This is a genomic window from Streptococcus sp. X13SY08 (assembly GCF_001182825.2).
Taxonomy (GTDB): domain Bacteria; phylum Bacillota; class Bacilli; order Lactobacillales; family Streptococcaceae; genus Streptococcus.
On the sequence record NZ_LFYO02000003.1, the window covers coordinates 214827 to 239280 of the forward strand.

General features: G+C 40.6%; 24 protein-coding genes, 2 tRNA genes and 1 pseudogene. 21 read left to right on the top strand and 6 right to left on the bottom strand.

Annotated elements, in window-relative coordinates:
- Positions 1-75: 75 nt before the first annotated feature.
- Both AEX56_RS06730 and AEX56_RS06735 read left to right on the top strand, forming a co-directional pair.
- Positions 76-957, top strand: coding sequence for a transporter substrate-binding domain-containing protein (locus AEX56_RS06730; RefSeq protein ID WP_049618444.1), 882 nt, complete (start codon positions 76-78; stop codon positions 955-957).
- Between the two features lie 64 nt (positions 958-1021).
- Positions 1022-1690, top strand: a complete 669-nt coding sequence (locus AEX56_RS06735) for an amino acid ABC transporter permease (protein ID WP_049618445.1) — start codon at positions 1022-1024, stop codon at positions 1688-1690.
- 90 nt (positions 1691-1780) lie between these two features.
- Here AEX56_RS06735 and AEX56_RS06740 read toward each other — a convergent pair whose 3' ends face one another.
- A complete protein-coding gene (locus AEX56_RS06740) occupies positions 1781-2230 on the bottom strand; it encodes a Fur family transcriptional regulator (protein WP_049618446.1) in 450 nt (149 codons plus the stop codon).
- A 132-nt stretch (positions 2231-2362) separates the two neighbouring features.
- On the opposite strand from AEX56_RS06740, the gene truA reads away from it, so the two are divergent.
- The 15 genes from truA (at position 2363) to AEX56_RS06815 (ending at position 16050) form a co-directional block, all read left to right on the top strand.
- Positions 2363-3112: a tRNA pseudouridine(38-40) synthase TruA gene (gene truA / locus AEX56_RS06745; RefSeq protein WP_049618447.1), complete on the top strand. Its 750-nt coding sequence runs from the start codon at positions 2363-2365 to the stop codon at positions 3110-3112.
- Positions 3102-3872 carry a bifunctional hydroxymethylpyrimidine kinase/phosphomethylpyrimidine kinase gene (locus AEX56_RS06750; RefSeq protein WP_049618448.1) on the top strand — a complete coding sequence of 257 codons (771 nt, stop codon included), beginning with the start codon at positions 3102-3104 and terminating at the stop codon, positions 3870-3872. The genes truA and AEX56_RS06750 overlap by 11 nt, the downstream gene beginning before the upstream one ends.
- Positions 3853-4314: an ECF transporter S component gene (locus AEX56_RS06755; protein ID WP_049618449.1), complete on the top strand. Its 462-nt coding sequence runs from the start codon at positions 3853-3855 to the stop codon at positions 4312-4314. Before AEX56_RS06750 ends, AEX56_RS06755 begins: the two co-directional genes overlap by 20 nt.
- A gap of 12 nt (positions 4315-4326) precedes the next feature.
- Positions 4327-4890, top strand: a complete 564-nt coding sequence (locus tag AEX56_RS06760; protein WP_049618450.1) for a TIGR01440 family protein — start codon at positions 4327-4329, stop codon at positions 4888-4890.
- A gap of 139 nt (positions 4891-5029) precedes the next feature.
- Entirely contained in the window at positions 5030-6313 is a 1284-nt protein-coding gene (gene tig, locus AEX56_RS06765) for a trigger factor (protein WP_049618451.1), read from the top strand.
- Between the two features lie 120 nt (positions 6314-6433).
- Positions 6434-7015, top strand: a complete 582-nt coding sequence (gene rpoE / locus AEX56_RS06770; RefSeq protein ID WP_049618452.1) for a DNA-directed RNA polymerase subunit delta — start codon at positions 6434-6436, stop codon at positions 7013-7015.
- Between the two features lie 420 nt (positions 7016-7435).
- Positions 7436-9043, top strand: a complete 1608-nt coding sequence (locus AEX56_RS06775; protein ID WP_049618453.1) for a CTP synthase — start codon at positions 7436-7438, stop codon at positions 9041-9043.
- 100 nt (positions 9044-9143) lie between these two features.
- Positions 9144-9229 (top strand) — tRNA-Leu (locus AEX56_RS06780).
- A 157-nt stretch (positions 9230-9386) separates the two neighbouring features.
- Positions 9387-10268, top strand: coding sequence for a class II fructose-bisphosphate aldolase (locus AEX56_RS06785; RefSeq protein WP_049618454.1), 882 nt, complete (start codon positions 9387-9389; stop codon positions 10266-10268).
- A 179-nt stretch (positions 10269-10447) separates the two neighbouring features.
- Entirely contained in the window at positions 10448-11752 is a 1305-nt protein-coding gene (locus tag AEX56_RS06790; protein WP_049618455.1) for a hypothetical protein, read from the top strand.
- A 160-nt stretch (positions 11753-11912) separates the two neighbouring features.
- On the top strand, positions 11913-13259 hold the full coding sequence (locus AEX56_RS06795) for an APC family permease (RefSeq protein WP_049618456.1): 1347 nt from the start codon (positions 11913-11915) through the stop codon (positions 13257-13259).
- 79 nt (positions 13260-13338) lie between these two features.
- Positions 13339-13411: transfer RNA gene (locus AEX56_RS06800), tRNA-Thr, on the top strand.
- A gap of 282 nt (positions 13412-13693) precedes the next feature.
- Entirely contained in the window at positions 13694-13882 is a 189-nt protein-coding gene (gene rpmB, locus AEX56_RS06805; protein ID WP_018164578.1) for a 50S ribosomal protein L28, read from the top strand.
- Between the two features lie 132 nt (positions 13883-14014).
- Entirely contained in the window at positions 14015-14380 is a 366-nt protein-coding gene (locus tag AEX56_RS06810) for an Asp23/Gls24 family envelope stress response protein (RefSeq protein WP_049618457.1), read from the top strand.
- Between the two features lie 2 nt (positions 14381-14382).
- The gene (locus tag AEX56_RS06815; RefSeq protein WP_049618458.1) at positions 14383-16050 is read left to right on the top strand and encodes a DAK2 domain-containing protein; all 1668 of its coding nucleotides are present in this window, start codon (positions 14383-14385) and stop codon (positions 16048-16050) included.
- 102 nt (positions 16051-16152) lie between these two features.
- On the opposite strand, the gene AEX56_RS06820 is transcribed toward AEX56_RS06815, so the two are convergent.
- Together AEX56_RS06820 and AEX56_RS06825 are read right to left on the bottom strand one after the other, a co-directional pair.
- Positions 16153-16842, bottom strand: a complete 690-nt coding sequence (locus AEX56_RS06820; protein WP_049618459.1) for an N-acetylmannosamine-6-phosphate 2-epimerase — start codon at positions 16840-16842, stop codon at positions 16153-16155.
- A 51-nt stretch (positions 16843-16893) separates the two neighbouring features.
- Positions 16894-17076 (bottom strand): hypothetical protein, encoded by a 183-nt coding sequence (locus AEX56_RS06825; protein ID WP_049618460.1) that lies wholly within the window; start codon positions 17074-17076, stop codon positions 16894-16896.
- 245 nt (positions 17077-17321) lie between these two features.
- Here AEX56_RS06825 and rpsF point away from each other — a divergent pair, with 245 nt between their 5' ends.
- The 3 genes from rpsF to rpsR all read left to right on the top strand — a co-directional run bounded on the left by rpsF (position 17322) and on the right by rpsR (position 18512).
- Positions 17322-17612 (top strand): 30S ribosomal protein S6, encoded by a 291-nt coding sequence (gene rpsF / locus AEX56_RS06830; RefSeq protein WP_049618461.1) that lies wholly within the window; start codon positions 17322-17324, stop codon positions 17610-17612.
- 11 nt (positions 17613-17623) lie between these two features.
- On the top strand, positions 17624-18121 hold the full coding sequence (locus AEX56_RS06835; protein ID WP_049618462.1) for a single-stranded DNA-binding protein: 498 nt from the start codon (positions 17624-17626) through the stop codon (positions 18119-18121).
- A 151-nt stretch (positions 18122-18272) separates the two neighbouring features.
- Positions 18273-18512, top strand: coding sequence for a 30S ribosomal protein S18 (rpsR, locus tag AEX56_RS06840; protein ID WP_049618463.1), 240 nt, complete (start codon positions 18273-18275; stop codon positions 18510-18512).
- A 144-nt stretch (positions 18513-18656) separates the two neighbouring features.
- On the opposite strand, the gene AEX56_RS06845 is transcribed toward rpsR, so the two are convergent.
- The 3 genes from AEX56_RS06845 to AEX56_RS06855 all read right to left on the bottom strand — a co-directional run bounded on the left by AEX56_RS06845 (position 18657) and on the right by AEX56_RS06855 (position 21203).
- On the bottom strand, positions 18657-19352 hold the full coding sequence (locus AEX56_RS06845) for a LiaF domain-containing protein (protein WP_049618464.1): 696 nt from the start codon (positions 19350-19352) through the stop codon (positions 18657-18659).
- Positions 19353-19420: 68 nt separating this feature from the next.
- Positions 19421-20077, bottom strand: a complete 657-nt coding sequence (locus AEX56_RS06850; protein ID WP_049618465.1) for a DUF1129 domain-containing protein — start codon at positions 20075-20077, stop codon at positions 19421-19423.
- Positions 20078-20258: 181 nt separating this feature from the next.
- Entirely contained in the window at positions 20259-21203 is a 945-nt protein-coding gene (locus AEX56_RS06855) for a magnesium transporter CorA family protein (RefSeq protein ID WP_049618466.1), read from the bottom strand.
- Positions 21204-21669: 466 nt separating this feature from the next.
- Here AEX56_RS06855 and uvrA point away from each other — a divergent pair.
- A pseudogene (uvrA, locus tag AEX56_RS06860) lies at positions 21670-24428 on the top strand (excinuclease ABC subunit UvrA).
- Positions 24429-24454 lie beyond the last annotated feature (26 nt).

Genomic DNA, 24454 nt, shown 5'->3' on the forward strand with positions numbered 1-24454 from the left:
AATTGATAAAACCTTTTCATTATGTTAACCTGAAAACGTTGGTGATTTAACACCAAAAGAAAAGGAGATTTTATAATGTTCAAGAAAATTCTTACTTCCGCTTTGCTATTGTCCTCGTTGGCTCTTGCTGCTTGCTCGAATCAGTCGTCAACAGATGCTTCAAAAGCTGAGATGACCCAATGGGAACAAATTAAAGAAGCTGGAGTTTTGAAAGTTGCAACGCCCGGTACTCTTTATCCGACTTCATTTTACAATGATGAAAATAAATTAGTTGGTTATGAAATCGATATGATGAATGAAATCGGCGAGCGTTTGGATGTCGAAATCGAATACCAAGAAATTGGTGTTGCAGAAGCCTTCACATCTGTGGATAGTGGAAAAGTGGATGTGGCTGTGAACAACTTTGACACAACAAAAGAGCGTCTCGAAAAGTATAACTTCTCTATTCCTTACAAATATTCAATCAGTGGTATGATTGTCCGCGAAGATGGCTCTTCCAACATTAGCGCAGCTGATTTGTCAGATTGGAAAGGCAAAAAAGCTGGTGGTGGTGCTGGTACACAGTATATGAAAATCGCTGAAAAATTAGGTGCTGATCCAGTTATCTATGACAATGTGACCAATGATGTTTACCTTCGTGATGTATCAACTGGTCGTACAGACTTCATTCCAAATGACTACTACACACAAGTGATTGCTGTTAAACTCATCACTGAAAAATTCCCAGATATCAAAGTCAAGATGAGTGAAGCAAAATATAATCCAACTGAGCAAGGAATGGTCATGAAAAAAGATGACGATAGCTTGAAAAAAGAGTTGGACAAGGTCATTGAAGAAATGAAAAAAGATGGTACTTTGAAAGGTATCTCTGAGAAATATTATGCTGGTCAAGATTTGACAAAACCAGCAGAAGGAACAGAAGATTTGCCAGTTGTAGACGTTTCTGACGTCAAATAAACTTAGATTTTATGATAAAATAGAGAGAGTTGGGCACGCCCAGCTTTTTCTCTAGGAGTTTTCTATGATCAATTGGCAAGCGCTCTTCGACCTGACATTAGCTTTGGAGGCGATTCCTGAAATCCTAAAAGGTCTGCCTTATACCTTGGCTTTATCTCTCATTGGTTTTGGTTTGGGGACCTTCTTTGGGTTTTTTGTAGCCCTTTTACGGATGTCTCCATTACCGCTCTTTCGATGGATCTCCAGTCTTCATGTTTCACTCATGCGTGGCATTCCTCTAATGGTTCTCCTCTTTTTCATTTATTTCGGACTTCCATTTATGGGAATTGAGCTGGATGCTATCATGTCCACCATCATCGCTTTTACCTTTATGTCCAGTGCCTATATTTCGGAAATTATCCGTTCCTCTCTCAAGGCTATTGACAATGGTCAATGGGAAGCCGCGCGTTCGCTCGGATTGAAGAAGTCCATTATTTATCGTAAGGTCATTATCCCACAAGCCTTTCGGATTGCTTTACCACCTCTTAGCAATGTTCTCTTGGATATGGTCAAAAGTACGTCTTTGACAGCTATGATTACTGTTCCGGAGATGTTTAATCAGGCGAAAATCATCGGCGGAGCTAAGTCAGATTATATGACGGTTTATATTTGCGTTGCCTTGCTTTATTGGGTGATTTGTACTTTATATGCTTTTGGGCAAGCTGCGCTGGAAAAACGCTTGGCAACCTATTAAGCTAAGATTTGGAATGGTCTGTTGGTTAGAATAGTTTCATTTTGCTGTTCTTTCTCATAAAAATAGGAGCATGGACCGAGGTCAAGCTCCTTAGTTTATTGCAATGCAATCTGGGCAGATGCCGTAGATAGTGACGACTTCCTTGGTAATACGGTAGCCAGTCTGTTCTTGAGCAATGCGGTTGAAGGATGGGAAATCCACGTCAATATCAGTGATTTTACCACATTTTTCGCAGATGACATTGAGATGGTCGTGCCCCATAAAGTCGTAATAGGTGGTCGTGTCCTTATTGCGCTTAATTTCTGTGACAAATCCTTCGTCGACTAGCACCTTGAGATTGTTGTAAACGGTAGCGAGACTCATACTTGGAAAATCTGGTCTCAGGTCCCTATAAATCATTTCAGCGCTAGGATGTTCCTTGCTATCAATCAGATAGGCTAGCACCGCTTTTCGGGTTTCTGTGATGCGGATTCCTTTTGTTCGTAAATGGTCAATGACGTGCTCATAAGCCGTCGTTTTTGGTTCAAATGCATGTGTCATGGCACGCCTCCTTTCCAGTCATTATACACTATTTTATGCATAAACGCGACAAAAAATCACACAATTTCTGTCCTAGTACAGTTCGAGGTTGCTCCACTTGTGAAATAGGTTGTCTTGAGGTACAATTCTTTTATGACTAGATACAAAGCGATTATTTCCTATGATGGGACCAATTTTAGCGGCTTTCAGCGTCAGCCTCATGCGCGCACTGTTCAAGAAGAGATTGAAAAGACGCTCTTGCGTCTGAATAGCGGTCAAGTAGTGACCGTCCATGGTGCAGGACGGACGGATGCCGGTGTTCATGCCTATGGGCAGGTCATTCATTTTGATCTACCAGGTCAGAGGGATGTGGAAAAGCTGCGCTTCGGTCTGGATACTCAATGCCCAGAGGATATTGATATCGTAGCAGTTGAAGTAGTAGCAGACGATTTCCATGCTCGCTATCATAAACATAGCAAAACTTATGAATTTTTAGTGGATATTGGGCGACCTAAAAATCCCATGATGCGAAACTATGCAACGCATTATTCTTTCCCACTAGGGATAGCTTCTATGAAAGAAGCAATCAAAGACTTGGTCGGGACCCATGATTTTACAGGTTTTACCGCATCGGGTACTAGCGTGGAAAATAAGGTTCGTACCATTACAAAAGCCACTATTCACTATGACGAGAAGCGAAATTTCCTGATTTTTACCTTTTCTGGAAATGGTTTTCTCTACAAGCAAGTGCGGAACATGGTTGGAACTCTTCTAAAAATTGGCAACGGACGCATGCCTGTCAGCCAAATTCGCAGAGTTTTGGAAACAAAAAATCGCGAATTGGCAGGTCCAACCGCAGCAGGAAATGGTCTTTATCTGAAGGAGATTCGTTATGAAGACTAATTATATTTTGACCATTGCAGGCAACGATGTTCTCAGCGGTGGCGGTTTTCAAGCCGATCTCGCTACTTTTGCCAACCATGGCTTGTTTGGTTTTTTGGCACAAACATGTATGACAGCGAATGGTCCAGATGGTTTTGAAATTATCCCGACAGACTTGGTGCCTTTCCAAAAGCAATTGGACAGTCTGTCAACAGTAGACTTTGCAATCATCAAAATTGGTCTCTTACCAACGCCGCAGATAGCCTTGGCGGTTCTAGATTTCATTCAATCACGTCCGCAAGTACCTGTCGTCTTAGACCCTGTTCTTGTATTTAAGGAAAATGATGATGATAGTGTGTCTACTATGCAAGAAATTTTTCAAGAATTTTTTACACAAGTCACTGTCATTACACCTAATCTTAAAGAAGCAGAAATATTGTCTGACATGTCAATCTCAAGTCTTGCAGACATGGAAATAGCCGCGCAAGTGCTCAAAAATAGGGGAGCACACAATGTCGTTATCAAAGGTGGCAATCGTTTGGATACGAATCAAGCCATAGATGTCCTTCTAACTGAGGATGGGCTGGAAACATTTCAAGCTCCGCTATTGAATAAAAATAATAACGGAGCAGGTTGTACTTTCTCTTCTGCTATCGCGAGTCATTTAGCAGTAGGCGATGATATCTCTACAGCGGTTTCCCTAGCAAAAAGCTATGTTACAAGCACCATCAAACATGCAAATTCTTATGGAGTAACTCTTTATGAAAACAAAAACCAATGATTTGACCCTGCTAGCCATTTTGACTGCCCTCACTATTGTTCTCGGTATGTTTGTCACGCTCCCGACCCCAACTGGCGTAACCACACTCTTAGATGTAGGGATTTTCTTCACTGCCTTTTATTTAGGTGGAAAAGAAGGAGCCATTGTCGGTGGGTTTTCTGCCTTTCTCTTTGACCTCTTAGCGGGTTATCCCCAATGGATGTTCATTTCCCTTTTGGCACATGGAGGTCAAGGGTATTTAGCTGGTTTTTCTGGCAAAAAGCGTGCGCTAGGCTTGGTGGGGGCGACAGTCTTTATGGTTGCCATCTATTTTCTAGCATCTACTGTCATGAGTGGTCTAGGAGCTGCGCTTGCAGAAGTTATGACCAATACCGTGCAAAATATTGTAGGTATGATAGGCGGTTACTTGCTTTATATGGGACTGAAACGTCTAAAAGCCTAGAAAGGAGATAGTATGCAATTAGAACTGTTAGCAGAAAAGACAAGACTCCTATTAGAAAATGTTCTTGAAAAGTCAGCTATCCAGTCTGGACACATTTTTGTCTTGGGCTTATCCTCTAGTGAAGTCGTAGGAGGGCATATAGGGAAAAATTCCAGTCTGGAAGTTGGAGAAGTTATTGTTGCTACTATTTTAGAAATCTTAACGAAACGTGGGATTTATCTTGCTGTCCAAGGCTGTGAACATCTTAATCGTGCGCTTGTGGTTGAACGTGAACTCGCTATTCAAAAAGGCTTAGAAATTGTCAATGTTCTTCCCAGTCTTCATGCGGGAGGCAGTGGGCAATTAGCAGCTTTCAAATTCATGAAAGATCCTGTCGAAGTTGAATTCATCACTGCACAGGCAGGTTTAGATATTGGCGATACCTCCATTGGGATGCACGTCAAGCATGTGCAGGTTCCTGTTCGACCAACTATACGTGAGTTGGGCGGCGCACATGTGACGGCACTTGCTAGCCGACCAAAATTAATTGGTGGTGCACGAGCACTCTATCAATCGGACCCGATCCGAAAGGCGTAAAAATAAATGCAAACAAGCAGGCTGTTCTAGCTCTGCTTATTTTGTATGCTAATGATAAAATGTGTTAAAACCTTTGATTTTTCCTTGTTTTATGATAGAATTGGTAGGATGACAATAAAATTTTAAGGAGAAAGACACAATGTCTGTATCATTTGAATCAAAAGAAACAAACCGTGGCGTTTTGACGTTCACTATCGCTCAAGAAGCAATCCAACCAGAGTTGACAAAAGTATTTAACAACGTTAAAAAAGATATCAACATTCCAGGTTTCCGTAAAGGGAAAGTAACTCGTGCTATTTTTGACCAACGTTTTGGCGAAGAAGCTCTTTATCAAGATGTTGTGAATGCACTCTTGCCAGCAGCATACGAAGCAGCAGTTAAAGAAGCTGGTATCGAAGTCGTTGCACAACCAAAAATTGATGTTGTTTCAATGGAAAAAGGTCAAGACTGGACTGTCAATGCTGAAGTTGTCACAAAACCTGAAGTAAAATTGGGTGACTACAAAAACCTTGAAGTATCTGTAGAAGCTTCAAAAGAAGTGACTGACGAAGAAGTGGATGCTAAAATTGAACGTGAACGCAACAACTTGGCTGAATTGACGATCAAAGAAGATGCTGCAGCAAACGGTGATGCTGTTGTTATCGATTTTGTTGGATCTGTTGATGGTGTTGAATTTGACGGCGGAAAAGGCGAAAACTACTCTCTTGAACTTGGTTCAGGCCAATTTATCCCAGATTTTGAAGACCAATTGGTCGGTGCGAAAGCTGGCGAAACAGTTGATGTGAAAGTAACATTCCCAGAAGACTACCAAGCAGTTGACTTGGCTGGTAAAGATGCTCTCTTTGTGACAACAGTTCATGAAGTAAAAGCAAAAGAAGTTCCAGCTCTTGATGATGAATTGGCAAAAGATATTGACGAAGAAGTAGAAACACTTGATGAGTTGAAAGCTAAGTACCGTAAGGAATTGGAAGCAGCTAAAGAAATCGCATTTGACGATGCAGTTGAATCAGCAGCACTTGAATTGGCTGTTGAAAATGCTGAAATCGTTGACCTTCCAAGCGAAATGGTTCACGAAGAAGTGCACCGTGCTATGAATGAATTCATGAGCAGCATGCAACAACAAGGTATCTCACCTGAAATGTACTTCCAAATTACTGGTACAACTAAAGATGATCTTCATGCTCAATACGAAAAAGATGCTGAAAAACGTACGAAAACAAACTTGGTTGTAGAAGCTATTGCAAAAGCAGAAGGCTTTGACGCAACTGAAGAGGAAATCACAGCTGAAATCGAAGAATTAGCAGCAAACTACAACATGGAAGTAGCACAAGTACGTAGCCTCCTTTCAGAAGATATGTTGAAACATGATATTACTGTTAAAAAAGCAGTAGAAGCTATCACTTCAACAGCAACTGTTAAATAAGGATTCAACTGACTCCGGAAAAATCAGACAAGCTTGTCTGGTTTTTTCATTGATAAACTCTTTGACTAATTGTGTATTTTAGCGTAAAATAGTATGGAAAGACAAAAAAGGAGAAAGACCTTGGAATTAAACGTATTTAAAGGGCAAGAAAAAAGTGAATTGTCGATGATCGAAGTAGCGCGTGCCATTTTAGAGGAACGTGGCCGTGACAATGAAATGTATTTCAACGATTTGGTTAACGAGATTCAAAACTATCTTGAAAAATCAAACAGCGAAATCCGTGCAGCTTTGCCAATTTTCTACTCAGACTTGAATGTGGATGGTAGTTTTATCCCACTCGGTGAAAATAAATGGGGCCTCCGCTCTTGGTATGGTGTTGATGAAATCGATGAAGAAGTCATCACACTTGAAGAAGACGATGAAGATGCACCAAAACGTAAGAAAAAACGCGTCAACGCCTTTATGGATGGCGATGCTGATGCCATTGATTATGGCAACGATGATCCGGAAGATGAAGGTTCATACGAAGAAACAGAAGATGCTTCAGAATATGATGAAGAAAATCCAGATGATGAAAAAGACGAAGTGGAATCATACGATTCTGAAATCAAGAAAATCATTCCAGATGATGACGTGGATGAAGATGTTGAATTGAATGAAGAAGATGATGAGGATGACGATTTTTCTGAAGAGGAAGAATAAAAAGAAAAGGCTGGGATAAGAGTCCCAGCTTTCTATTTTTATTTCATTTTAATGACTAACTGTGTGGAGGTGGGAGTAAAACAGTCTAGTAGACTGTTTTAGGTCAGTACTCTAAAATGAAAAGTACTGAAAAATCGAATTTCTACGAAATGACCGATTTTTATCTAACTCCCTTTTCATCTAAGTTGACAAGTTCTTAAAATTACGATATAGTATTGTTCGGGCACCTCATTTAGAGGTCAAGAGAAAGGCTCCCTAGTTTCTAGGGAGCTATTTTTGTTTTTCCCAGAGAATTGTGTGGCGACCACAGGTCGCTCAAATGATGGTTGTGGGGGATGTTCGGGTGACGCAATATTGATGGTCAATGTTTTGCAATCGATATTACTCGACAACTGTCAAAAATAGAAAATGGAGGGTCTTATGACAACAAAATATATCTTCGTCACAGGTGGCGTGGTTTCTTCTATCGGTAAAGGGATTGTGGCGGCTAGCCTTGGGCGTCTTTTGAAAAATCGTGGTCTCAAAGTAACGATTCAAAAGTTTGACCCTTATATCAATATTGATCCGGGAACCATGAGTCCTTACCAACATGGTGAAGTCTATGTGACGGATGATGGTGCGGAAACAGATCTTGACTTGGGGCACTATGAACGATTTATTGATATCAATCTCAATAAATATTCAAATGTAACAACGGGTAAAATTTACAGTGAGGTATTGCGTAAGGAACGTCGTGGAGAATACTTAGGTGCGACTGTACAGGTCATTCCTCATATTACAGATGCACTCAAGGAAAAAATTAAGCGTGCAGCCATTACCACGGATTCTGATGTTATTATTACGGAAGTTGGTGGAACAGTTGGAGACATTGAGAGCTTGCCATTTCTTGAAGCCCTTCGCCAGATGAAAGCTGATGTTGGTGCGGATAATGTTATGTATATCCATACGACTCTACTTCCCTATCTAAAAGCTGCTGGTGAAATGAAGACTAAGCCAACTCAACATTCTGTCAAAGAATTACGTGGTTTAGGGATTCAGCCAAACATGTTGGTGATCCGTACAGAGCAGCCTGTTGAGCAAGGGGTTAAAAATAAATTGGCTCAATTTTGTGATGTGGCACCTGAGGCAGTCATCGAATCCATGGATGTGGAACACATCTACCAAGTACCACTTAATATGCAAGCGCAGGGGATGGACCAAATCGTTTGTGATCATTTAAAATTGGATGCACCAAAAGCAGACATGACAGCGTGGACTGCAATGGTGGATAAGGTTCTTAACCTCAAGAAAACAACTAAGATTGCTTTGGTTGGGAAATACGTGGAATTGCAAGATGCCTATTTGTCTGTGGTTGAAGCTCTCAAACATTCAGGTTATGTCAACGATTCAGCTATTCAAATTGATTGGGTCAATGCCAATGATGTAACCTCAGAAAATGCAGCAGAGCTCTTAGCTGATGCAGATGGTATCATTGTGCCAGGTGGATTTGGTCAACGGGGAACAGAAGGAAAAATTCAAGCCATTCGTTATGCGCGCGAAAATGATGTGCCAACGTTGGGGGTCTGTCTCGGCATGCAACTGACCTGTGTGGAATTTGCTCGTCACGTTCTCCATATGACAGATGCCAACTCTGCTGAGCTTAATCCAGATACAAAATACCCAATCATTGATATCATGCGAGATCAGATTGACATTGAAGATATGGGGGGCACGCTCCGCCTCGGTCTTTATCCATGTAAGTTAAAAGTAGGTTCGAAAGCAGCAGCGGCTTATGGAAATAAAGAGGTGGTGCAACGTCGCCATCGTCACCGTTATGAATTCAATACCAAATTCCGTGAGGATTTTGAAAAAGCAGGCCTTGTCTTTTCAGGCGTCTCTCCAGACAACCGTCTTATGGAAATCGTGGAACTTCCAGATAAAAAATTCTTCGTGGCAGCTCAATACCATCCAGAATACCATAGCCGTCCAAATCACGCCGAAGAGCTTTACACAGCCTTTGTTACAGCTGCAATGGAAAACAATCTCTAAAAGATTAAGCAATTTTTCCAAGAAATTTTAAATAGTTTTTGAAAAAAGTATTGACTTTGTTTCTAGCAACTGATATAATAATTTCTGTTGTTAAGAGACAGCGGAAATGGCGGAATTGGCAGACGCACAGGACTAAGGATCCTGTGACCGCTTTAGGTCGTGGGGGTTCAAGTCCCCCTTTCCGCATCATGTAAGGCAGGTTTTGCACCTGTCTTTTTTTGTTTTCTGAAAAAGAAAATGAAAACTGTGCAATAAATCACATTTGAACTAGCATTTTGAATCGAAAAGTGGTAGAATAAAAGGGTATGGGTTATGCCCAAAAAATTATTAGGAGGCGATACTAATGCCATTAGTTTCAGCAGAAAAATTCGTCCAAGCAGCTCGTGAAAACGGCTATGCTGTTGGTGGATTCAACACAAACAACCTTGAGTGGACACAAGCTATCTTGCGCGCAGCAGAAGCAAAACAAGCTCCAGTTCTTATCCAAACTTCTATGGGTGCTGCAAAATACATGGGTGGTTACAAAGTTGCCCGTAACTTGATTGCAAACTTGATTGAATCAATGAACATCACCGTTCCAGTTGCAATCCACCTTGACCACGGTCATTATGAAGATGCACTTGAGTGTATCGAAGTTGGTTACACTTCTATCATGTTTGATGGTTCACACCTTCCAGTTGAAGAAAACCTTGCAAAAGCAAAAGAAGTAGTTGAATTGGCTCATGCTAAAGGTGTATCAGTTGAGGCTGAAGTTGGTACTATCGGTGGTGAAGAAGACGGTATCGTTGGTTCAGGTGAATTGGCACCAATCGAAGATGCAGTTGCTATGGTTGCTACAGGAATCGACTTCTTGGCAGCAGGCATCGGTAACATCCACGGTCCTTACCCAGAAAACTGGACTGGTCTTGATCTTGAGCACTTGCAAAAATTGACGGATGCCGTTCCAGGTTTCCCAATTGTATTGCATGGTGGTTCAGGTATTCCTGACGATCAAATCCAAGCAGCTATCAAACTTGGTGTTGCGAAAGTTAACGTGAATACTGAGTGTCAAATCGCCTTTGCGAAAGCAACTCGTAAATTTGCTGCTGCTTATGAAGCAAACGAAGCAGAATACGACAAGAAAAAACTCTTCGACCCACGTAAATTCCTTGCTGATGGCGTAAAAGCTATCCAAGAATCTGTTGAAGAACGTATCGATGTATTCGGTTCAGCTGGTAAAGCTTAATTCGATTTAATGCGATAAAAATAGAAAGGCTTGTTCCAATGGACAGGCCTTTTTTGATACACCATTTAGGTTGTTATTTAGTAGAAAGATTGAGTGTTTAAATATTTAAACAGGTAGAGACTTTTTATAGAGAATATAGTATAATGGAACATATTAAAAAGAAGATAGTAATGAATTAGATGAAGAAAATTTTTATAGGTGTGAAAAACATTATAGAGAAGTATCGCCATATACTTATGCCCGCGCTGATTTTACTTAGTGCGCTTTGGTTTACAATAATCTGTATTGATCAATTATCTCATCCTGGAGATCAAGCTTGGTTCGCTCAGATTATTGGGCAGTTTCGTTATGGCTATATTGGCTTTATGATGCACCGTTATATGACTTGGTCCAGTCGTTTTTTCCTGGAAGGGTTGACTGCTTATTTTAGTGTTCATATCGTTCAGTTTATTGTCACTATTTTTATCACGACTTTCTTCTTTATAAAGGTTAACGTAAAGGATTTCGAAGAGAAATTTGGACAGACTTGGTTGAGTTTTTTGGTTCCCATCCTGTTTTTGGGAATGTTTTCTATTCAATTTTTTGTAAGTGCGGGTCTTGTTGCCACAATGACCAATTATTATATTCCAATGGCTGCTTTTCGCTTCGCTTTTCATTTAAAAGGTCGCCCCTTGCCTTGGATGAGAGCTCTATCAATTCCCTTCTTGATTTTGGCTATGATGCAGGAGCAGTTTATGATACTCCTTTTGTTAATCATGGTGTATCAATTATTTATTAGACGAAGCTTAACGAATTGGAATATGATCTTTTTCGGTATTGGACTTCTTGGACTGGGGTCGGCAATGTGCTGTCCTGGCAATGCTATCCGAAAAGCAACTGAAATTCCAGTCTTCTTTCCAAATTTTGATCGGGTTAGTCTACTGGAACGAATCATGATGATCTTTATGCATACTAGTGATGAATTGTTTGCTATTACCTATCCGTTTCTATTTCTATTCCTAGGGGTGTTGCTTCTAGTTGCTTGCTGGAATAGACGTAGATTGGCTTTTCTTGTGGGAATGATTCCAAGTGTGCTCATTGCAGCGGATTGCCTCAATCTATTGGGGTTTAATCTTCTGGATAATATGAGCCATTTGGGGTTTAATCTTCTGGATAATATGAGCCATGTCATTCATTTGGCAAAAGAGAAATTTTACCTAGATTTGCTTGCGGGTCGGACGATTCGTTACACTCTTCTGTATATCGTCATGTATTGCTTAATTGGAATAGTGATTTATGGATTATTTAAAGAAAAGAGAAAAGGAATATGGGCGCTCTATTTCTTAGTCATTGGCTTTGCAACAAGATTAGCTTTGGCTATGTCTGCTACCATGTTTGCCTCTAAAAATCGCACTCTGGTTCCATTTATTTATGTTCTCTTTATGTTATCACTATATATCCTACAGGAGTGTAGGAATTACCCTCGAAAAATGATACAAAGGTAACGATGCATTAGAGTTCACTGAGCGATTATCACTTTTCGCTTTTTATTACAAAAAGAGGCTTGGCATTACTTTTGTCCCAAACACATTTGTAATGAGATATCCTATTGATTGACCAATCGTTAATCAGAATAGGAAATTGATTGTTAAGGAAAATAAACGAATGAAAAAACACGAAATTGTTCAAACTTATGGATTGACGACAGCTATTGCCATGATTGTAGGAGTGGTGATTGGGTCTGGAATTTATTTTAAGGTGGATGACATCTTAGTATATGCTGGTGGAAATGTCTGGCTAGGGATGCTAGTCATTGCTTTAGGCTCTTTTGCAGTGGTGTTTGGTAGCCTTGGTATTTCTGAGTTGGCAACACGCCATGATGAAAATGGGGGAATCTTTTCTTACTATGCCCGCTATATTAGTCCAGGACTAGCAGCTTCTCTTGGTCTTTTTTCAGCCTATGTCTATCTGCCCACGGTGATTGCAGTAGTAGCTTGGGTGGCAGCTAATTTTACACTGGGTAGCCAATCAAGTCTTGAAGCTCAGACTTTGTTAGCAGCTCTCTACTTGGTTATATTAACGTTCTTGAATATCTATTCTAAAATGCTTGCAGGTTATTTTCAATCCCTGTCTACGCTGATTAAAATTGTTCCACTATTAGCTATTGCTTTGGTCGGACTTTTCTGGCAGGGGCAGGCGCCACAACTACCTCAGGAATTGACTCCTATTGAGCCAAGAGATGTAGGTTTTGGCTGGCTCTCAGCCCTGATGCCGTTGTACTTTGCCTATGATGGGTGGACAGTCGTCGCTAATATTGCTCCAGAAATTAAAAATCCCAAGCGTAATCTTTCTCGCGCCTTTATCATTGGACCCATGTTAATCTTGGTGCTCTACCTGATTTTCTTTTATGGTTTGACCCAAATTTTGGGACCCACTTATATCATGACAACCGGTAATGATGCGGTTATCCATGCGACTAATCTGGTCTATGGTCCGTTTATCAGTAAAATCCTTTTGGTCATCATCATTATCGCAGTCTTGGGTGTCTCTAATGGTATGCTACTAGCAACTATGCGGTTGCCACAGGCATTTGCGGAGCGTGGCTGGATTAAGAGTGAGAAAATGGCAAAAATCCATCTCAAATACCAATTATCTGTGCCAGCAAGCTTATCTGTGGCAGGCGTAACCTTGGTTTGGTTGGGGATTCATTATTTGGTGAGCAAGTTCAATCTTCTTCCGAGAAGTGACATTAGTGAAATTACCATCGTTTTCAATAATACCTGCTTCATTTTCTTGTATTTCATTGTTTTGAGATTGTTCTTAAAAGGCGAGATTAAAAATCGTCTGACAGGATTTGTGGCACCAATTTTAGCCATTATTTCTGCCATTACTTTGTTGGTAGGAAGCCTATTGACAAACTTTGCCACAGCAGCTTGCTTCCTTCTGGTTTGTCTGGGACTTTGTCTCATCAGCTTTGCTATTTACAAGAAAAATACAAAAGGAATAAACTAGAAAAGTAGATGAAAGTCTACTTTTTCTTTTTCAAATCCTGTTGACAAATTTTTGAGAAGGAATAAAATATGGGGTGTAAGCCGACTTATCTCAGTTGGTAGAGCAACGCACTCGTAACGCGTAGGTCGTAGGTTCGATCCCTATAGTCGGCATTTAGGAAAAGACGAAAAGCCTTCTGTTTGAGAAGGCTTTTTTCAATTTGTAGGAAGAGTACACTTGTTCAAAAGCAGTTAAATAGGATAAAGCACGATGAACTCTGTTGTTTTATAGAAAGTTTCTTATTCTTAATTCGTCTCAAAAAAATAGCTTGCGCCTATTGCCAAATGGTCTTTCTTTTGATAGAATGGATAGGTATGTGGTGCTAGCACATCCTTATATTGTTTTGATTTAGAAAAATCTGGACATATACATGTCTACGTAGGAGGAAAATACAAATGGCTAAAGTATGTTACTTTACAGGTCGTAAGACTGTATCAGGCAACAACCGTTCACACGCGATGAACCAAACAAAACGTACTGTTAAACCAAATCTTCAAAAAGTTACTGTTTTGATCGACGGTAAACCTAAGAAAGTTTGGGCTTCAGCTCGTGCTCTTAAATCAGGCAAAGTTGAACGCGTTTAATAGAAACAGCAGCCCACTAGGGCTGTTTTTTCTTTGTCTGAAACCTGCTTTTTCTGTTGTCACAGTCTTCTTTTTACAGCTCCCTAAAAATATGATAAAATGGTGTGATAAAACTATTTGAGGTAACAAAATATGACTGTTAAAATCAATACAAAAGACGGCCAAATTGAATTGACAGACGATGTCATCGCTACGGTTGTAGGCGGTGCAACGACTGAGATTTTCGGTGTAGTCGGTATGGCAAGTAAGTCAGCTATCAAAGATAATTTCCAAGCCCTTCTTCGCAAAGAAAATTATGCAAAAGGTGTTGTGGTTAAAACAACTGAAGAAGGTAGCATTGTGGTTGATGTTTATACGGTCATGAGCTACGGTGTCAAGATTTCTGAAGTATCACGCAATATCCAAGAGCGCGTGAAATTCAACTTGGAAAATCAATTAGGTATCGCAGCGGATACTGTCAATGTCTATATCCAAAATATTAAGGTCGTAGGAGAATAATTGTGTCTAAAATTACAACTAGTTTATTTCAAGAAATGGTGCAGGCTGCGTCAACCCGTCTGAATAAACAAGCCGAATATGTAAATTCATTGAATGTCTTTCCTGTTCCAGATGGTGACACAGGAACCAACATGGGCATGACCATTACAAATGGTGCCAAAGAAGTAGCGGACAAACCAGCTAATACAGTTGGTGAGGTCGGTCAAATCCTTTCTAAAGGTCTCCTTATGGGTGCGCGTGGGAATTCAGGCGTTATTACTTCTCAATTATTCCGTGGCTTTGGTCAATCTATCAAAGGCAAAGAAGAGCTAGATGGAAAAGACTTGGCACAAGCCTTCCAAAGTGGTGTTGAAGTAGCTTATAAAGCCGTTATGAAACCAGTTGAAGGGACTATCTTGACAGTTTCTCGTGGCGCTGCGACTGCGGCACTTAAAAAAGCAGAGCAGACAGATGATGCCGTTGAGGTTATGCGTGCGACTGTTGAAGGTGCTAAACGTGCCTTAGCAAAGACTCCAGAAATGCTTCCAGTATTGAAAGAAGTTGGCGTTGTTGACTCCGGTGGTCAAGGTTTAGTGTATATTTATGAAGGTTTCTTATCAGCTTTGACAGGGGAATATATCGCTTCTGATGATTTTCAGGCAACACCTGCTGTTATGTCGGAAATGATCAATGCTGAACATCATAAATCGGTTGCGGGTCATGTTGCAACGGAAGATATTACATATGGTTACTGTACCGAGATTATGGTGGCGCTTCGTCAAGGTCCGACTTACGTAAAAGAATTCGACTATGATGATTTCCGTAATTATTTGAACGATCTTGGGGATTCACTTCTTGTGGTCAATGATGATGAAATCGTAAAAGTTCACGTCCACACAGAGGACCCAGGACTTGTTATGCAAGCAGGTCTTCAATATGGTAGTTTGGTCAAAGTGAAAGTAGACAACATGCGTGAACAGCATGACGCCGTTGTTGAAAAAGTTACAAATGAATTCCAACGTCCTACTGAGCAAAAAGAATATGCTATTATTGCAGTAGCAGCGGGTAATGGTTTGACTGAAATATTGAAATCTCAAGGTGTAGACTATGTGATTTCTGGCGGTCAAACAATGAATCCATCAACGGAAGACTTTGTTAAAGCTATTGATTTGGTAAATGCACGTAACGTCATCATTTTGCCAAACAATAAAAATATCTTCATGGCAGCTCAATCAGCAGCAGAAGTTGCTGAAGTGGCGATTAAAGTTGTTGAAACACGTACTGTTCCTCAAGGTTTAACAAGTTTGTTGGCCTTTGATCCAAGTCGAGATATCGCTGCTAACTTTGAAACCATGACAGCGTCACTTGCAGATGTGAAGAGCGGAAGCGTGACAACGGCTGTTCGTGATACGACTATTGACGGTCTTGAAATTCATGAAAATGATAATTTGGGAATGGTTGATGGTAAAATCGTCGTGTCAAATCCAGATATGACGCAAACTCTTGAAGCAACATTTGAAAAAATGTTGGATGAAGATAGTGAGATTGTGACAATTTATGTTGGCGAAGAAGGGAACCAAGAATTGGCAGCCCAAATCGCAGATCAATTAGAAGAAAAATTTGAAGATGTAGAAGCTGAAATCCATCAAGGGGATCAGCCGGTCTATCCATATCTCTTTAGTGTAGAATAAACTCAAAAACTAGTCCCATCAAAGGACTAGTTTTTTATGAAATGGGATAGTAGGAAGCATGAAGGCTTAGCCTAGCAGAGGAATTTTCATTAGTATCTCCTTTTATTTTAAACCCTCGATAAACCGTTGAGCAATCTCTTTTGGACGGGTAATGGCTCCACCGACCACGATGCTCACAACGCCTAATTGTTGGATTTCCTTTGCTTGCTCGGGAGTGTGTATTTTTCCTTCTGCAATCACTGGAATTCCAGCTTGACATAATTGAGCAATTAACTCTATGTCAGGTCCTTCAGTTTGGTGACTATATGAGGTGTAGCCAGAAAGAGTTGTGCCTACAAAGTCAATTTCTGCTTGGTAGGCATTGACTCCCTCCTCGAATGTTGAAATGTCTGCCATAAACAGTTGATGAGGATATTTTTCTTTTATTTCCTTGATGAACTGATTGATCTTTTTGCCATCAAAACGTTCTCTTTTTGTACAATCTAAGGCTATTACCTCTATATTTAGAGCCACTAATTCATCAATTTCTGCCATAGTTGCAGTGATAAAAGCCTCCTGAGGAGGATATTCCTTTTTTATGATGCCGATAATAGGTAAGTCAATTACAGCCTGAATCTCTTGTATATCTCTAACAGAATTAGCGCGGATACCTACAGCTCCAGCTTCTTGTGCTGCAATGGCTAACAGTGGCATTATTCCCCCTTTTTCTGTATAGAGTGGCTCTCCGGGTAAGGCCTGACAAGACACAATAATACCATTTTTTACCTGCTCTATAAAATCTTGTCTATCCAAAGTGAACCTCCTTATGAATTGTGAATGATAGTGCGATTAAAATTTTCAACTTTAACATATTTTAGCAAAACGGTTTAAGCTGGCTTGGGAAACATGGATTTCTTTGGTGAAGTATTCTGCAGAAAAATTTGTTGGGTAATGAGTTAGAAATTGATGAGCGATACTTTTTTCGATGTGTGTCATAGAAACTAGCGATGCATCAATCAATGGTCTGAGCTGTTTTTGTTGTTTCATAGACTCCTTTTTCAGTAAACGTTTACAATATATATTGTATATGGTTCAGAAAAATATTTCAACTAAATACAAAAAATAGAAAATAGCTTCATGGGATGTCATTTCTTCCTTAGTTTAGAAACTTGCTTTCACATACTATTTCTCTTGCAAATCTACAACTTTATGGTATAATAGTATCTTGTGAGCAACCCTCACTTACCCCTTGCAAAGACTTGGGGTCATTAGACCAAAAGGAGGAACTATCAATGGCTAAATACGAAATTCTTTATATTATTCGTCCAAACATTGAAGAAGAAGCAAAAACTGCTTTGGTAGAACGTTTTGACTCTATCTTGACAGACAACGGTGCTACAATCGTTGAATCAAAAGACTGGGAAAAACGTCGTCTTGCATACGAAATCAAAGATTTCCGTGAAGGACTTTACCATATCGTGAACGTTGAAGCAAACGACGATGTAGCTCTTAACGAGTTTGACCGTTTGTCAAAAATCAACGGCGATATTCTTCGTCACATGATCGTTAAAACTGACGCGTAAGAAGGTGCTTTATGATTAATAATGTAGTACTTGTTGGTCGTATGACTAAAGATGCAGAACTTCGTTATACACCGTCTAACCAAGCTGTTGCGACTTTTACACTTGCAGTTAACCGTACGTTTAAAAATCAAAATGGTGAACGTGAAGCGGATTTTATCAACGTGGTGATTTGGCGTCAGCAAGCTGAAAATTTGGCAAATTGGGCTAAAAAAGGTGCTTTGATTGGTGTTACTGGTCGTATTCAGACTCGTAACTACGAAAATCAACAGGGCCAACGCGTTTACGTAACGGAAGTTATTGCAGATTCTTTCCAAATGTTGGAAAGTCGTACTGCACGTGAAGGTCAAGGTGGCGGTTATTCTACTGGTAATTCATTTGGCGGTGGAAATGACTACAGTTCATCTTATCAAGCGCCTGCGCAATCTACACCAAACTTCGCTCGTGAAGAATCAAGTCCATTTGGTGCAACCAATCCAATGGATATTTCGGATGACGATCTTCCATTCTAAGAATGGACTGGACAACTCAAATTTGATTTGAGTACGGGCTAAAAATTCGGAAAAAAGATAAACTCTCCTAGTACCTGATGTACTTCGTCAAGTTTCCTATTTTTCAGTCGTTTTTTAGAGCCCTTTACATCATAATATAAGGAGAACACACATGGCTCAACAACGTCGTGGCGGATTCAAACGCCGTAAAAAAGTTGACTTTATCGCAGCTAACAAAATTGAATATGTTGATTACAAAGATACTGAGCTTCTTAGCCGTTTCATCTCAGAACGTGGAAAAATTCTTCCACGTCGTGTAACTGGAACTTCAGCTAAAAACCAACGTAAAGTAACGACAGCTATCAAACGTGCTCGCGTAATGGCTTTGCTACCATTTGTAAACGAAGATTAATAAAAAGGTCCGTTATGGACCTTTTTGGTTTCTTTGTATGAAAGTAATATTAGAATGATGACGAATATAATTCAGAACCATGACGCAGAGTCATCTATCAAGGATCAATTCCTGAATAACAAAGAAAAGGCCGAATGGCCTTTTTTAGTCAACATAAATCATGCTGAGCTGAGAAAGAAGGTTGGAACCTGTCAAATAGACTTGTTTACTTGTTGATTGGGTTTGTGTAGGGATTGCAACATCGCTCAAGTTGGATTTAAGAGCATTGAGGACACCGACGTGTTTTGGCAGTCGAATTTGGCAAGAAGAGCAGGTGTTTTCGATTGTAATATAGGTTACGTTATTTGTGAATTTGGCTTGTGATAGGTCGATTTTGCTACTACCACAGAAGGATTTAATTGTTACCGCTTGCAAATCATTGGTATTTGAAAATTCGTAGTTTTCTTTGAAGTGACTGACAACGGTCAAATAAGAGCTATCATTAGTCATTGGTTTTGCGCCGTCTGTTTGAAATTGCATCAAGTGGTTCTGCTTCTTGTTTTTATTTAGGCTGTGGATAGCGATTCCCAGTACAAGGAGTCCGAAGAAAAGTGGACCTCCATTAAATGGAAGATACCATTCTGGTGTGATTTCGCGAATATAAAGTGCAGAGAAGCCTAGTCCTAAAAAGAAAAGAATAGCATTGCGGTTTTCAGCGCCTAGCCACAGTAGTCCAAGTGCGATGAGCAATGTGAACCGAAAATAATCAAATATGAGATTGAGCTCAGGGATAAAAGCTAGTAGGATAAGATATACTGCGAAAATGATCCAGAGCAGTTGCCAAGTATAAGATTTTTTCATAAAAACCTCCAATCTATCAACTCTCATTATAACAAAAAAACAGACATGAATGTCTGTTTTTAATTGTATTACGATGGTTGAACCGGTTGCATAGCATTGCGGATGTTGAATTTTTTCTTTAAATAATAACGCAAACCAAATGCTGCAGCTCCCAAAAGAATGGTCGTGATTGGGGTAAGAGTTGGATTGACAGTACTTGGGATGAGGGCCGCCAAGAAGAAAACAACAGACCAAGCAATAGTTGTCAAGATTAAGAAAAGAATAGCTTTCCAGAATTTTGGACGATCTGCGCCAGTTTTCCCCATATTACGGTAGATAAAGTGGTACATCATGTAGATCCCTGCTCCAACACCGAATCCGATCACCAAGAAGGTTAAGATTCCGTATAAAGTGCCTGTCTTAAAGAGATTCATCACTCCATTGATAAGCCCCAAGACAGCTAAGATAAGCAAGCTGGAGTCTAGCCACATGAGCCAAGGGTTGTCATTTGTTTCTGAAGTCTGATGGTCTTTTTCAGTAGATGTTGCAAATGATTTTGCCCAGTCACTGGGTGCACCGTAGGTAGCTCGTGCAGTGATACCCTTCTTTTGATTTTCTAGGATAGATGGCAGAGCTTCTTCTAAGATAGCCTTGATCTCAGCATCGGTCTTACCATCTTTGATGAGTTGGCTAGTAGCGATATGAATAAATTCTTGATTTTTTTTAGTCAGATTTTGTAAATCCATGGGATTCCTTTCTGGAGTTGGAAAGATAATGTGGTGATTCAGAATGGGAAAATTCAAATCTTTGAAAAGTGAGTTGGCTCGCTCTTCGATAGCATTATTAACTAGTGGGATGCAATGATAGTTTCAAGATAAAAACTACATTGACTAATGAGTAACAATAGCTGTAATCAGGCATAACCGATTAAAACCATTTTTTGCGAATAAAATAGAAAGTCAGTGATAAACTAAGCGCAAAGGCAAAGAGAATAACCCACATAAAGGCGTTTGGAACATCGTTGAATGGGATAGCATTTCCTTTGAAGTTCATACCGTAAGCCGAGAAAATCATGGTTGGAATGGACAAAACGATGGTTGCTAAGGCCAAAGTTTTCATGATGGTATTCTGGTTATTGGAAATGATAGAAGCGTAGGCTTGGGTCATGGAATTCAAGATATTTCCATAGATATCTGCCATTTCAATCGCCTGCTGGGTTTCGACCATGGTATCTTCCAGCAAATCTTCATCTTCTTCGTACTTGCGCAAGAGACTCGATGAACCGGCCAATTTTTTCACGATTCGTTCGTTCATTTTGAGAGAGGCTTTAAAGTAGACGATGGTCTTTTCCAGCTCCATGAGGTCAATTAGCTCTTCATTTCGTGTTGCTTCGTGGAGTTGACTTTCGATTTCTTCACTTTTACGGTCAATGGTTCGAAGGGCAGAAAGATAAAGCTGCGCGTTGCGATAAAGAATTTGGAAGACAAAGCGAGATTTCATAAAGGTATAGAAATTTCGCAACCGATTATGAATGAATTGCTCAAAGAGAGGCAATTTTTCCAAACAAGTTGTGATAATGGTGTCTTCGGTTAAGATAATACCAAGTGGGATAGTGACATAGTAGGTCTTGTTGTTACGGTCTTCTAAGATAGGGACGTCAACAATGATTAGCTTATAGTCATCTTCGACCACGATACGAGAAGATTCTTCCGCGTCAAGGGGCGCCCGAAGGTCGGTAATATCAATATTGTAGGCTGCAGCAACTTCCATCGACTCGCTCTGGGAGGGGTTAACCAAGTTAATCCAAGCACCTGGTTCAAATGTTTGGATTTCTTCTAAGTCTGTGATACTAGATAGAAAAATTTGTTTCATACAGAACCCTCCTTGAGTCAGATTTCGCCTAGAAGGCTTACCCTTTATTCTATCATAAATGGTAGTAAAGGAAAAGGTTTTTTGGAGATTTGTGATATAATAAGGGATATTTGAAAAAGGATAAAATAGTAGGAAAAATAAATTTAAAATATAGAATCTACTAGTATTGATTCGTTTATTTCGTGTCGGAATTTGGATCAATGGATTGTCTGACACTTGTAACATTGAGAAAGAAATTTCATGGAGCAGTAGCAACGTTTCGAGAATCTCTCGGAACAGAGAAGGTGGATAGAGACATATAGATCATGTTACAAGGATGGGATGTCTCTTATTTTGAAGGAGTAAATTAGAAAGGAATAGAATTCGGACGGAAAACTCGGAAATTAGATAGCTTGCTCCTGAAATCAGGATTTTAGGCAAACTCCTAAGTTTCAGTCGTTTTCTAATCGTTCTAGGTATCTTATAATTGCAAGATAAAATTATTATTCATGGGGCGCGGGCCCATAATTTGAAAAATATTGATGTGACGATTCCGCGAGACAAGTTAGTAGTGGTGACGGGTTTGTCTGGTTCGGGGAAGTCTTCGCTAGCTTTTGATACGCTCTACGCGGAAGGTCAGCGACGTTACGTAGAGTCTTTGTCTGCCTATGCGCGGCAGTTTTTGGGCAATATGGACAAGCCTGATGTAGATTCCATTGAGGGACTCAGCCCTGCTATTTCCGTTGACCAAAAAACGACCTCTAAAAATCCTCGTTCGACCGTGGGAACGGCGACAGAAATCAATGATTATCTGCGGCTTTTGTATGCGCGTGTGGGAACGCCCTACTGCATCAATGGGCATGGAGCGATTTCAGCTTCATCTGTGGAACAAATTGTAGATGAGATTTTGGAGTTACCGGAGCGGCAACGTCTGCAAATTCTGGCGCCAGTTGTTCGCAAGAAAAAGGGGCAATTCAAGTCACTTTTTGAGAAAATCCAAAAGGATGGCTACGTGCGTGTGCGCGTGGATGGGGAAGTATTTGATGTAACGGAGGTGCCGGAATTATCCAAGAGCAAGCAGCACAATATTGAGGTGGTCGTTGACCGGATTGTACTCAAGGGGTGATTGACACCATGGATGACAAAGAATTGCTTTACTCAGAGCACTATGCCTGCCCAGTCTGTGGTTTTACAGTGCCCGAGTTGGAGCCTCGCCTCTTTTCTTTCAATGCACCCTTTGGTTCCTGTCCAGATTGTGATGGTCTAGGAATTAAGTTGGAAGTGGACTTGGATTTGGTAGTTCCAGATGGTAGTAAAACGCTGCGCGATGGAGCGATCGCTCCATGGAATCCTATTTCATCCAACTATTATCCACAAATGTTAGAGCAAGCCATGAGTCAGTTTGGTGTGGACCTGAATACGCCTTGGGATCAATTGACAGAGGAGGAACGCAACCTAGTTCTCTTTGGATCTGGCGGTAAAGAGTTCCATTTCCACTATGAAAATGAATTTGGTGGCGTCCGCGATATTGATGTTCCTTTTGAAGGTGTCGTAACCAATATCAACCGTCGTTTCCATGATACCAACAGCGACTACACACGCAATGTCATGCGTGGTTACATGAATGAGTTGACCTGCCACACTTGTCATGGTTATCGCCTCAATGATCAGGCGCTAGCGGTTAAAGTTGGTGGCGAAAAAGGTCTTCATATTGGACAGATTTCTGATTTGTCCATCGCGGATCATTTGAAGCACTTAGGGAGCTTGGAGCTTTCTGCCAATGAAGAAGTCATTGCGACACCTATTTTGAAAGAAATTCGGGATCGATTGACTTTCCTTAATAATGTTGGTCTCAATTACCTGACACTGTCACGCGCGGCGGGAACTTTATCTGGTGGAGAAAGTCAACGAATTCGCTTAGCGACACAGATTGGATCCAATTTGTCGGGGGTTCTTTACATTTTGGATGAGCCGTCCATTGGTCTTCATCAACGCGATAACGATCGCTTGATTGACAGTCTCAAGAAAATGCGTGATTTAGGCAATACCTTGATTGTCGTGGAACACGATGAAGATACCATGCGCGAAGCCGATTACCTCATTGACATGGGGCCTGGTGCGGGCGTCTTTGGTGGAGAAGTTGTTGCGGCAGGTACTCCTGCTAAAGTGGCAAAAAATAAGAAATCGATCACAGGTCAATATTTGTCTGGGAAACGTGAGATTCCAGTTCCTTTGGAACGTCGTGTTGGTAACGGACGATTTATTGAAGTGGTAGGCGCAACAGAACATAATTTGCAGGACATCACGGTGCGTTTCCCGCTTGGAAAATTTGTGGCAGTAACAGGCGTGTCTGGATCAGGGAAATCCACTCTGGTAAATTCCATTTTGAAGAAAGCCATTGCGCAAAAGCTAAATCGTAATTCCGACAAGCCAGGTAAATTCAAGTCTATCAGTGGTATTGCACATTTGGACCGCTTGATTGATATTGATCAGAGTCCGATTGGAAGAACTCCGCGTTCTAACCCAGCGACTTACACAGGCGTCTTTGATGATATTCGTGACCTTTTTGCACAGACCAATGAAGCCAAGATTCGTGGCTATAAAAAAGGGCGGTTCTCCTTTAACGTCAAAGGGGGACGTTGTGAAGCTTGTAGTGGTGATGGGATTATCAAGATTGAAATGCATTTCTTGCCAGACGTGTACGTTCCTTGTGAGGGCTGCCACGGCACACGCTACAATAGTGAGACTCTAGAGGTGCACTACAAGGAAAAAAATATTGCGCAAATCTTGGATATGACGGTCAATGATGCGGTCGAATTCTTCAAGCATATTCCGAAAATTGAGCGCAAATTGCGCACGATTCAAGATGTAGGCTTGGGATATGTGACCCTTGGTCAGCCTGCAACGACACTTTCTGGAGGGGAAGCCCAGCGGATGAAATTGGCATCTGAGCTTCATAAACGCTCCACAGGCAAGAGTCTTTATATTTTGGATGAGCCAACGACAGGTCTCCATACAGAAGATATTGCCCAGTTGATTAAAGTCTTAACGCGCTTTGTGGATGATGGCAATACTGTTTTGGTCATTGAACACAATCTAGACGTTATTAAAACAGCGGACCATATCATTGATTTAGGACCTGAAGGTGGTGTTGGAGGTGGCATGATTGTCGCGACAGGCACACCTGAAGAGGTTGCTGCAAATCCTGCTAGTTTCACAGGAAAATATCTGAAAACAAAATTATAGTGATGAAGACGAGAAATTCTCGTCTT

Excerpts from the sequence above, each read along its gene's own strand:
- AEX56_RS06730 (WP_049618444.1), top strand. The coding sequence starts at position 76 with ATGTTCAAGAAAATTCTTACTTCCGCTTTGCTATTGTCCTCGTTGGCT.
- AEX56_RS06810 (WP_049618457.1), top strand. The coding sequence starts at position 14,015 with ATGACTGTTAAAATCAATACAAAAGACGGCCAAATTGAATTGACAGAC.
- AEX56_RS06850 (WP_049618465.1), bottom strand. The coding sequence starts at position 20,077 with ATGGATTTACAAAATCTGACTAAAAAAAATCAAGAATTTATTCATATC.
- AEX56_RS06750 (WP_049618448.1), top strand. The coding sequence starts at position 3,102 with ATGAAGACTAATTATATTTTGACCATTGCAGGCAACGATGTTCTCAGC.
- rpmB (WP_018164578.1), top strand. The coding sequence starts at position 13,694 with ATGGCTAAAGTATGTTACTTTACAGGTCGTAAGACTGTATCAGGCAAC.
- rpsF (WP_049618461.1), top strand. The coding sequence starts at position 17,322 with ATGGCTAAATACGAAATTCTTTATATTATTCGTCCAAACATTGAAGAA.
- rpsR (WP_049618463.1), top strand. The coding sequence starts at position 18,273 with ATGGCTCAACAACGTCGTGGCGGATTCAAACGCCGTAAAAAAGTTGAC.
- tig (WP_049618451.1), top strand. The coding sequence starts at position 5,030 with ATGTCTGTATCATTTGAATCAAAAGAAACAAACCGTGGCGTTTTGACG.
- AEX56_RS06845 (WP_049618464.1), bottom strand. The coding sequence starts at position 19,352 with ATGAAAAAATCTTATACTTGGCAACTGCTCTGGATCATTTTCGCAGTA.
- AEX56_RS06755 (WP_049618449.1), top strand. The coding sequence starts at position 3,853 with ATGAAAACAAAAACCAATGATTTGACCCTGCTAGCCATTTTGACTGCC.
- AEX56_RS06795 (WP_049618456.1), top strand. The coding sequence starts at position 11,913 with ATGAAAAAACACGAAATTGTTCAAACTTATGGATTGACGACAGCTATT.
- AEX56_RS06740 (WP_049618446.1), bottom strand. The coding sequence starts at position 2,230 with ATGACACATGCATTTGAACCAAAAACGACGGCTTATGAGCACGTCATT.
- AEX56_RS06775 (WP_049618453.1), top strand. The coding sequence starts at position 7,436 with ATGACAACAAAATATATCTTCGTCACAGGTGGCGTGGTTTCTTCTATC.
- AEX56_RS06735 (WP_049618445.1), top strand. The coding sequence starts at position 1,022 with ATGATCAATTGGCAAGCGCTCTTCGACCTGACATTAGCTTTGGAGGCG.
- AEX56_RS06825 (WP_049618460.1), bottom strand. The coding sequence starts at position 17,076 with ATGAAACAACAAAAACAGCTCAGACCATTGATTGATGCATCGCTAGTT.
- truA (WP_049618447.1), top strand. The coding sequence starts at position 2,363 with ATGACTAGATACAAAGCGATTATTTCCTATGATGGGACCAATTTTAGC.
- AEX56_RS06760 (WP_049618450.1), top strand. The coding sequence starts at position 4,327 with ATGCAATTAGAACTGTTAGCAGAAAAGACAAGACTCCTATTAGAAAAT.
- AEX56_RS06835 (WP_049618462.1), top strand. The coding sequence starts at position 17,624 with ATGATTAATAATGTAGTACTTGTTGGTCGTATGACTAAAGATGCAGAA.
- AEX56_RS06785 (WP_049618454.1), top strand. The coding sequence starts at position 9,387 with ATGCCATTAGTTTCAGCAGAAAAATTCGTCCAAGCAGCTCGTGAAAAC.
- AEX56_RS06790 (WP_049618455.1), top strand. The coding sequence starts at position 10,448 with ATGAAGAAAATTTTTATAGGTGTGAAAAACATTATAGAGAAGTATCGC.
- AEX56_RS06855 (WP_049618466.1), bottom strand. The coding sequence starts at position 21,203 with ATGAAACAAATTTTTCTATCTAGTATCACAGACTTAGAAGAAATCCAA.